Here is an 8,824-nt window from a genome sequence, read left to right as displayed (position 1 = left end):
ATCGCGCCCTACACGCCCGAGTTCCGCGCCTGGATGCTGTGGCGCGAGAACCTGGTGAGCACCCTCGTCGACGAGGTGAGCGCCCACGTGCGCGCGGTGCGCCCGGGGATCATCGTGTCGGCTGCGGTGTATCCGGATCCGCTCGAGGCACGGCGATACTTCGGCCAGAACTGGACGCTCTGGCTGGCCAATCGCTCCATCGACTTCGTCACCCCCATGCTCTATCGCGATCAGACCGATACATTCGTGCGGCGCATGCGTCACTACATCGAAGACGGCATCACGAGCATCGGCGTGGTGCTGCCCGGTGTCGGCGTCAACGAGATCCAGAACCGCATCTTCTCGCATGATGTGCTCATTGAGCAGGTTCGCGCGGCGCGAGACCAGGGCATGCTGGGCAGCGCGCTCTTCTCGTTCAGCGTCATGACCCCGTACTTCGAGCAGTTCCTCATCGACAAGGTGTACGTCAAGCCCGCGCGCGTACCGTTCCGCAACGAGGTCGACGCCATGAACCGCCTCATGGCACAGGCGCAGGCCCTTGTCGCCGATGGGTCGTCGCCGTTCGCATTTCGTCAGGCGAACTGGCTCCTGGCCCGCGCGCGCGAGCTGGAGGCGGTGCTGCGCTATCGCGATCAGGCGCCTCCTCCCGCGGTGGCCACCGATGTGCCGTTCACCGTGCCTGCGCGCTACCAGCCGCCACCCACCGTGAGCGTGCCGCGCATGCCCGCGCCCGCCATCGATGGGTCGCTGTCTGACGCGGCGTGGAAGAAGGTGCCGGCAGTGCGGCTCTCGCTGCGTGAGAACGGTGCGCGCGCCGATGCCATCGCCCTGGCGCGGCTCGGCACCGATGGCCGTAGCATCTTCGTGGGGGTGGAGTGCCACGACGCCGACCTTGCGAGCACGGTCGCACGGGCGCGAAGGCATGCGCGCCAGCCGTGGACCGAGGAGCACGTGGCGGTGTTCCTCGATCCGGGCGCGTCCCGGTCGCAGTACGTGGTTCTGAAGCTCGGCTTGTTGGGCGCCGCGTCGCTCGAGAAGGTCCCCAGCGGGAAGAAACGTCCACCGGGGGTGGGGACGCCGGAGAGCGTTCCGGACGACCTGCCCTGGAGCGGACGTGTTCGCAGGGTCGCCCGCGGGTGGACGGCCGAGATGCGCATTCCCATCGAGACGCTCATGGCGCTGCACCCGGGGGTGCGCACCCTGGGCCTCAACATCGCCCGCCTGCATCGTCCGGGGCCGACGGCCCACTATGACGAATGGGTGACCAGCTACGGCTCACCCTTCGATCCGTTGCGGTTCGCCACCGTGGAGATTCCGAGATGAACGACATCGCAACCCTGCTTGACAACGCCCGCCTCGAGGGAAGGCTGCTTCAAGCCCTCCCCGTGGAGCTCACCCTCACCGACGCCTATGCCGTGCAGGCGTCGCTCCTCGAGCGGGCCCTCTCCCGCGGGGAGCGGCTCATCGGGTGGAAGATGGGCATGACCAGTCGCGCCAAGATGCAGCAGATGAACGTGCATGCGCCGATTCACGCCTGGCTCTCCGACCGCATGCTGCTCGAAGATGGCGCGACGCTTCGTCGTGAGACGCTGCGCCAGCCTCGGGTCGAGCCGGAGATCTGCTTCGTCATGGGCGCCGACATCAGCGGCCCCGTCACGGCAGCCCAGGCGCTTGCCGCCGTGAAGGGCGTGTGCGCGGCCATCGAGGTGCTCGACAGTCGTTACGAGGATTTCAGGTTCAACCTGCCGAACGTCGTGGCCGACAATGCGTCGGCCGCCTTCGTGGTGCTCGGCAGCGAGCTGGTCTCCCCAGGTGCCCTCGACAATCTCGGCATCGTGCTCGAGTGCGATGGCAGGGTGGTGGAGACCGCTTCGAGCGCAGCGGTGTACGACCATCCGGCGCGCGCTCTGGCCGCGCTCATCAACGCCATCGCGCCTCGTTCCCTGCGAGCGGGCGACATCGTGATGAGCGGCGGGGCCACCCAGGCCGTCTCCCTGGCCGGGGTGAGCCAGGTGCGGGTGAGTGTGGAGCGCATCGGCTCCGCGACGCTGCGCATCGCCTGACGCTTGAGTCGAACGCCCGCGAAGTTCGCGAAGAAAGGGTGCACGCATGCTGCCCATCAATCTGGCCGCCTGGATCGATGAACATCGCCACCTGCTGCGCCCCCCCGTGGGCAATCAGGTGGTGTGGCGCGACAGCGACTTCATCGTCATGGTGATCGGCGGACCGAACGCCCGCAAGGACTTCCACGTCGACATCTCTGAAGAGTTCTTCTACCAGGTCGAGGGTGACATCACGTTGCGCGTGAACGAGAACGGCGCGTTTCGCGACATCGCCATCAAGCAGGGTGAGATCTTCCTGCTCCCGCCCAACGTGCCGCACTCTCCCCAGCGCCCCCCCAACACGGTGGGCCTGGTCATCGAGCGGGCGCGAAAGCCCCACGAGGAAGACGAGTTCCGCTGGTACTGCGAAGACTGCTCGACCGAGCTCCACCGCATCCGACTGCACGTCACCGACATCACTACGCAGCTCGCGCCGGCGTTCGACGCGTTCTACACCGATGCCGCGCTGCACACGTGCAAGCGCTGCGGGAAGGCGCAGCAGCGCGCCACGCTGTGATCATCGATCTCCACACGCACATCCTCCCGCCTGGGTGGCCCGAGATGGGGGCCGCTTCTGGTTATGGCGGCTGGCCATGCCTGTGCATGCGCGGTGACGAGCATGCCGACATCATCATCGACGGGCGGTTGTTCCGCAGCGTCGAGCGCAACTGCTTCGACGTTGATCGCCGCATCGCCGAGTGCGATCGTCTCGGGGTCGATGTGCAGGTGCTGTCCACCGTTCCCGTGATGTTCAGCTACTGGGCGCAGCCGCGTGACGCCCTCGCCCTGGCACGTCATCTCAACGACCACATCGCCGAGTGCGTGCGTGCTCGCCCCGACCGATTCGTGGGGCTGGGAACCGTTCCGCTGCAAGATCCCGACCTTGCGATTGCCGAGATGGAGCGCTGCATGACCGAGCTCGGCATGCGGGGCATCGAGATCGGTACGCACGTGAACGACTGGAACCTCGACGATCCCGCCCTCTTCCCGTTCTTCGAGCGAGCCGCCGCACTGGGGGCCGCCCTCTTCGTTCACCCGTGGGACATGGTGGGGAAGGAGCGCATGCCGCGCTACTTCCTTCCCTGGCTCGTGGGCATGCCTGCCGAGACATCGCTGGCCATCTGCTCGCTGATCTTCGGGGGGGTTCTCGATCGGTTGCCCGGCCTGCGCGTGTGCTTCGCGCATGGCGGAGGGTCGTTCCCCATGACCCTGGGACGCATCGATCACGCCTTCGAGGCGCGGCCCGACCTCACGCAGGTGAGCACGCAGCGCCGTCCTCGCGATCAGGCGCGCCAGATCTATCTCGACGCCCTCGTGCACGACGCGGCCGTGCTGCGCTATCTCGTTGAGCAGTTCGGGTCTGATCGCGTCGCCCTGGGCAGCGACTATCCGTTTCCCCTGGGAGAGACACGGCCGGGTGAGCTCATCATCTCGTGCGCGTTTGCGCCGGAGGTCGAGGCCGATCTGCTGGGCCGCACGGCGGCGCGCTTCCTCGGCCTGACACCGAAGGGCAAGCCATGAAGCTCGAGGTCGTCATCGCGGGCACGCGCTATCGCGTCTGCGCCGAGCAGCCGCTCGACATCTCGATCTGTCAGACCTTTGATGAGCGACAGCCGTCCGCGTTCGGCCTTCCTCCCGCGACAGCGCACGCGTTCGAAGCAGACGGCTACGTCACCGACGTCTCGCGGGGGGGCACGGTGAACTGCGAGACCATCACGCTCACCCCCCACGGCAACGGAACGCACACCGAATCGTACGGGCACATCACCGTCGAGGCGCTGCCGGTGCTCGACCTCGTCACCGAGACGTTCGTGCCCGCTACCGTGGTCACCATCGCGCCTCGGGTGGTTCGGGTGGAGGGGGTCGACTTTCCCGAGCCGCTTCTTCCTCTCGACCGCTTTCAGGAGGCGCTGCGCGGTGTCACGCCGCACATGCTGCAGGCCCTCGTGGTGCGCACCCTGCCCAACGACAGCGCAAAGCGACATATCGCCTGGAGTGGCACTGCTCCCCCCTACCTCGCGGCAGATGCCGTCACGTGGCTGATCGAACAAGGGGTGCGACATCTGCTCATCGATCTGCCTTCTGCCGATCCGGAGCGCGACGGGGGCCGCTTGCTCGCCCATCGCGCGCTCTGGCAGGGAGAAGAGGGGCGCAAGCGCACACTCACCGAGCTCATCTATGTAGACAACACCATCAAAGACGGCAGCTACCTCCTCAACCTGCAGATCGCGCCCTTCGCGCTCGAAGCGGCGCCGTCGCGGCCGGTGCTGCTGCCGCTCGAGGAAGTCGAGTCATGACCGAATCCGATCTGCACCTGCTCGAAGACCAGGCCATCGAGGCCGACGCTGAAGACGCCCTGCGCCGCTGGCGCTCGATGTTCTACATCCCGCGAAACTCGTCGGGTGACGAGGTCGTCTACCTGTGCGGCAACTCGCTCGGCCTGCGCCCGCGTGGCGTCAAGGGGGCCCTCGAGCAGGAGCTGCGAGACTGGGAGCGGCTCGGCGTGCATGGGCACTTCCGCGCCGAGGCCCCCTGGTACTCGTATCACGAGAACTTCCGTGACACGGCGGCGGCGGTGGTGGGCGCGCAGCCGGGCGAGGTGGTCATCATGAACTCGCTCACGGTGAACCTGCACCTGATGATGACCTCGTTCTATCACCCCACGCCGACGCGTCGAAAGATTCTCATCGATCGTCCCATCTTTCCGTCTGACCTCTACGCCGTCAAGAGCCACCTGGCGCTTCACAGCTTCGATCCGCATGAAGATCTGATTCAGGTCGGCGACAGCGATCACATCGATGAAGACGAGGTCGAGGCGCTGCTCGCGCGCGAGGGCGAGAGCATCGCGCTGGTGCTCCTGGCGGGGGTGAACTACTTGACAGGGCAGTACCTCGATATCCCGCGTCTCACGCGCGCGGGTCACGCCGCGGGCTGCATCGTGGGCTTCGATCTCGCCCATGCCGCCGGGAACGTGCCCATGGCGCTGCACGACTGGGGTGTCGATTTCGCGGTCTGGTGCACCTACAAGTATCTCAACAGCGGCCCTGGCGCCGTGGGCGGCTGCTTCGTGCACGACCGGCACGCGCACGGCGCGCGGCCGCGCATGGCGGGCTGGTGGGGCAACGATCCGGAGACGCGCTTCGACATGCCGGAGACCTTCGTTCCGCAGGCGGGCGCCGCGGGCTGGCAGCTCTCGAACGCGCCCGTGCTGAGCATGGCCGCGTGCCGGGTGTCGCACGACATCTTCGGAGAAGTGGGTATGAAGGCGCTGCGAGAGAAGTCGCTGCGTCTCACCCAGACGCTTCACGATCAGCTGCAGGCGCTGCCGAACCGCCCGTTCGAGATCATCACGCCCACCGATCCGGCGCGGCGCGGCTGTCAGCTCTCGCTGCGGGTGCGGGCCGACATCGATCCACGCGCGCTGCTTGCCCGTTTCGATGACTGCGGCATCGTGTGCGATTTCCGTCGTCCCGACATCCTTCGCATCGCGCCCGTGCCGCTCTACAACACGTTTCACGATGTGTGGCGCTTCATCGAGGCGGTGGCCCGCATCTAGCGTGCTCGGTCACGCGCGACAGAAATCTTCCGGAGGACTTTCATGGCTCGTTTCACCATCATCGGCGCAGGGCTGGCCGGCTCGCTCCTCGGCGTGCTGCTCGCCCGAGAGGGGCACGAGGTCGAGATCTTCGAGCGTCGCGCCGACATGCGCGTGGCCCCGGTGCCGCGAGGCCGCTCGATCAATCTTGCGCTGTCGGTTCGCGGGTGGAAGGCCATTGCGGAGGCGGGGCTCAAGGATGAGGTGATGGCCACCGCCATCCCCATGCGGGGCCGCATGCTGCACGCCGTCGATGGCGCGCTCGAGCTGCAGCCGTACTCCATTCACCCCGACGAGCATCTCTACTCGGTGTCGCGTCACGGCCTCAACGTCACGCTCATGAACGCCGCTCAGGCTGCGGGCGTCAAGATCCACTTCAATCATCGGTGCACCCACATCGACTTCGAGACGGGCGATCTCACGTTTCGCGACGAGCTCAGCGGAAGTCAGATCGGTCATGCGGGCGGTCACGTCGTCGGGTCAGACGGGGCGTTCTCGGCCATTCGCGAGCAGATGACCCATCGCGATCGCTTCAACTACCGGCAAGACTACCTGCCGTGGGGCTACAAGGAGCTCACCATGCCGTCGCTGCCGAGCGGCGGCTGGTGCATCGATCGCGGGGCGCTGCACATCTGGCCTCGGCACGACTACATGCTCATCGCCCTCCCCAACCTCGACGGCTCATTCACCTGCACGCTCTTCCTGCCCTTCGACGGCGAGCGCAGCTCGTTCGCGGCGCTCAAGACCGAGTCAGACGTGAAGGCGTTCTTTGATCGCGAGTTCCCGGATGCCGTTGCGCACATGCCCACCCTGCTCGATGACTTCATGCACAACCCCACCTCGCCGCTCGTCTACGTGCGCTGCTCACCGTGGCACGTGGGAAAGCACGCCGTGCTGCTGGGCGACGCGTGTCACGCCGTGGTGCCCTTCTACGGGCAGGGCATGAATGCGGCGTTCGAGGACTGCACGGTCTTCATGCAGTGCCTGCGCGCCATGGGGCCGACCGAGGAGATGTTCGCGCGTTACGGCGAGCTGCGCAAGCCCAACACCGACGCGCTCTCCGATCTTGCGCTGCAGAACTTCGAGGAGATGCGAAGCCGCGTGGTCTCGCCCGTGTTCAAGGCGAGGAAGCAGGTCGACGCGCTGCTGCACCAGGCCTTCCCGGAGCACTGGCTGCCTCTCTACTCGATGGTCACGTTCTCGAGCATCCCCTACGCTGAGGCTGTTCGGCGGGCACGACGCCAGGATCTCATCGTGAACGGGCTCGCTGGCGCCGGGGTGCTCGGGCTCGCGGGTCTGATGGGTGCCGCGCTGCGGTCGTGGAGCCGTACCCGCTGATCGCGGCGGGAGGTCAGACGGTCTTCAGCCGCATGAGCACCGACTGGCCGAAGTGCACCTTGTCGTTCACGGCGAGCGCGCGCGGCTCATGGGGCGCCACCAGCTGGCCGTTGAGGCCGGTTCCGTTGGCGCTGTCGAGGTCTTCGAGCATCAGGCTGCCTCCCGCGAAGTACAGCCGCGCGTGACGCCGCGTGACGTATCGGTTGTTGGGGGCTTCCTGGTCGAAGAGATCGATGTCCGGTATGACGGCCTGCTCGGGATCGCGTCGGCCCACGAGCATGTCGGGCTCGGAGACGAGGAACTCCTTGCCCACGCTCATGCCCTGCTCGATGACGAGCTTGAGCTTTCCCGGATGCCACTGCCTGGCGGGCGCCTCGACTGTGACCTCGACGGTGGCGCTGCCGCTCGCGCTGTCAGCCATGTTCTCGGACGCCGCGTCGCCCGTTGCGTCGGCCGCGGTCTCGGCTGGCGCCCGCGACGACGGGGGTTCAGCGGGGGGCGCCGCGTCCGGGCGGGCTTCACCGCCGGTGCGCATGAGACCGGACAGGGCCTCCCACGACGCCGGCGCCGGCGATTCGGTGCTGCTGGCTGCGTCAGACGGGGGGGCGGGGGAGGTCTCGTTCTCGGCGCTCATGCGTCTCCTTCGTGAACCAGGTGCGGCGTCTGTCGGGGGCCGCGTGGTCAGTTCGTCTTCGCAGGCGATTCGCGCTCTTCCTGGGGCGGTCCCGGTGCCCGGGTGACCACGAGCACCGTGACATTGTCGTGACCGCCCAGCTCGCACGCGGTCTCGACGAGTGTGCGGGCCAGCCGCCGCGGGTCGCGTTCCTGCTTGCAGATCTCCTCGAGGTCGTCATCGAGCATCATGTCGCACAGGCCGTCGCTGCACAGAAGAATCGACTCGCCGGTGCGAAGCATGCGCACGTTCACGTCGCGCTTGAGCATGTCCGGCGCGATGCCGATGTTCGACGAGATCTGATGTCGGTGCGGGTGGTTGAAGGCCTGTTCGTGGGTGATGCGCCCTGCGTCGACGAGCATCTGCACGGGGGAGTGATCGCGGGTGATGCGCTTGAGCGAGCCGTCGAGCTCGATCTTGTACGCACGGCTGTCGCCCACGTGCCCGATGATCATGATCGCGTCGAGGGCGAGGGCGCACACGAGCGTCGATCCAGGCTTGCGGCGGCTCTTCGAGTGCGCGTCCCACGAGTACTTGCGCAGCGTCTGGTTGGTCTGATCGATGGCCTCGGTCATGCGATCGACGAGGAACTCCTGGTCGAGGATGTCGCGCCCCAGGTCTCGGGCCGACGTGATGTTGAGACCGCCCACCAGCTCGACCGCCATCGACTTGAGCGTGATCTCGCTCGCGATCTCGCCGGCTTCGTGCCCGCCCATTCCGTCGGCCACCGCGTAGAGCTCGACACGCAGGGGGCGGTTTCCCGCCACCACGGCCTGCTGGAGCAGCATCAGGGCGTCTTCGTTGCCCTCGCGCACCCGGCCCCGATGCGTTCCCCATCCGGTGCGCTTGCGGATGATGTGCCCGGGACCAAAGGCGTCAATGGCCTCCTGGGCGAGGTCGAGTGTGGCCGTGCGGCCGGAGATCAGGTCGTCGAGCAGCTCGCGCATCTCGTATGAGACGTGCAGCTGCTCGCTCCAGATGAGGGGGTCGGCGTCGGGCGGCGCACCGAAGAGGGTGCTCTCCTCGGCGGGGGGGGCGCTGCGGAAGTTGTTGCGCACCAGCTTGCCCACCATCTCTCTCAGGGCGTCGTGGTAGCGCTGCTCGAGGTCGACGGTC

Annotated in this window: 9 protein-coding genes; 7 read left to right on the top strand and 2 right to left on the bottom strand. The window is 67.0% G+C overall.

From position 1 onward, the window contains the following. The first annotated feature begins 33 nt into the window (after nt 1–33). The 7 genes from EB084_13595 to EB084_13565 are packed head-to-tail and all read left to right on the top strand — an operon-like array spanning nt 34 to nt 7,035. A complete protein-coding gene (locus tag EB084_13595; protein ID NDD29291.1) occupies nt 34–1,323 on the top strand; it encodes a hypothetical protein in 1,290 nt (429 codons plus the stop codon). Further along, the gene (locus EB084_13590; GenBank protein NDD29290.1) at nt 1,257–2,063 is read left to right on the top strand and encodes a 4-oxalocrotonate decarboxylase; all 807 of its coding nucleotides are present in this window, start codon (nt 1,257–1,259) and stop codon (nt 2,061–2,063) included. Before EB084_13595 ends, EB084_13590 begins: the two co-directional genes overlap by 67 nt. A gap of 46 nt (nt 2,064–2,109) precedes the next feature. Then, a complete protein-coding gene (locus EB084_13585; GenBank protein NDD29289.1) occupies nt 2,110–2,619 on the top strand; it encodes a 3-hydroxyanthranilate 3,4-dioxygenase in 510 nt (169 codons plus the stop codon). Continuing rightward, entirely contained in the window at nt 2,616–3,623 is a 1,008-nt protein-coding gene (locus EB084_13580; protein NDD29288.1) for an amidohydrolase, read from the top strand. The genes EB084_13585 and EB084_13580 overlap by 4 nt, the downstream gene beginning before the upstream one ends. Next, entirely contained in the window at nt 3,620–4,399 is a 780-nt protein-coding gene (locus EB084_13575) for a cyclase family protein (protein NDD29287.1), read from the top strand. Before EB084_13580 ends, EB084_13575 begins: the two co-directional genes overlap by 4 nt. Next, a complete protein-coding gene (gene kynU / locus EB084_13570; GenBank protein ID NDD29286.1) occupies nt 4,396–5,658 on the top strand; it encodes a kynureninase in 1,263 nt (420 codons plus the stop codon). The genes EB084_13575 and kynU overlap by 4 nt, the downstream gene beginning before the upstream one ends. 42 nt (nt 5,659–5,700) lie before the next feature. Next, nucleotides 5,701–7,035, top strand: coding sequence for an FAD-dependent monooxygenase (locus EB084_13565; GenBank protein ID NDD29285.1), 1,335 nt, complete (start codon nt 5,701–5,703; stop codon nt 7,033–7,035). Nucleotides 7,036–7,048: 13 nt separating this feature from the next. Here the strand turns inward: EB084_13565 and EB084_13560 are convergent, their stop codons facing one another. Together EB084_13560 and EB084_13555 are read right to left on the bottom strand one after the other, a co-directional pair. Continuing rightward, nucleotides 7,049–7,669: an FHA domain-containing protein gene (locus EB084_13560; protein NDD29284.1), complete on the bottom strand. Its 621-nt coding sequence runs from the start codon at nt 7,667–7,669 to the stop codon at nt 7,049–7,051. 47 nt (nt 7,670–7,716) lie between these two features. Then, nucleotides 7,717–8,824 (bottom strand): serine/threonine-protein phosphatase (locus tag EB084_13555; GenBank protein ID NDD29283.1); only part of this gene is annotated, 1,108 nt, incomplete at its 5' end.

Source organism: Pseudomonadota bacterium (genome assembly GCA_010028905.1).
Classification (GTDB): domain Bacteria; phylum Vulcanimicrobiota; class Xenobia; order RGZZ01; family RGZZ01; genus RGZZ01.
Note: the sequence above shows the minus strand (reverse complement) of the source record. Positions and strands in the feature narration are given on the sequence as shown.

Coding starts and splice junctions, on each gene's coding strand:
- EB084_13595 (NDD29291.1), top strand. CDS start 34: ATGCTGTGGCGCGAGAACCTGGTGAGCACCCTCGTCGACGAGGTGAGC.
- EB084_13590 (NDD29290.1), top strand. CDS start 1,257: ATGGGTGACCAGCTACGGCTCACCCTTCGATCCGTTGCGGTTCGCCAC.
- EB084_13585 (NDD29289.1), top strand. CDS start 2,110: ATGCTGCCCATCAATCTGGCCGCCTGGATCGATGAACATCGCCACCTG.
- EB084_13575 (NDD29287.1), top strand. CDS start 3,620: ATGAAGCTCGAGGTCGTCATCGCGGGCACGCGCTATCGCGTCTGCGCC.
- kynU (NDD29286.1), top strand. CDS start 4,396: ATGACCGAATCCGATCTGCACCTGCTCGAAGACCAGGCCATCGAGGCC.
- EB084_13565 (NDD29285.1), top strand. CDS start 5,701: ATGGCTCGTTTCACCATCATCGGCGCAGGGCTGGCCGGCTCGCTCCTC.
- EB084_13560 (NDD29284.1), bottom strand. CDS start 7,669: ATGAGCGCCGAGAACGAGACCTCCCCCGCCCCCCCGTCTGACGCAGCC.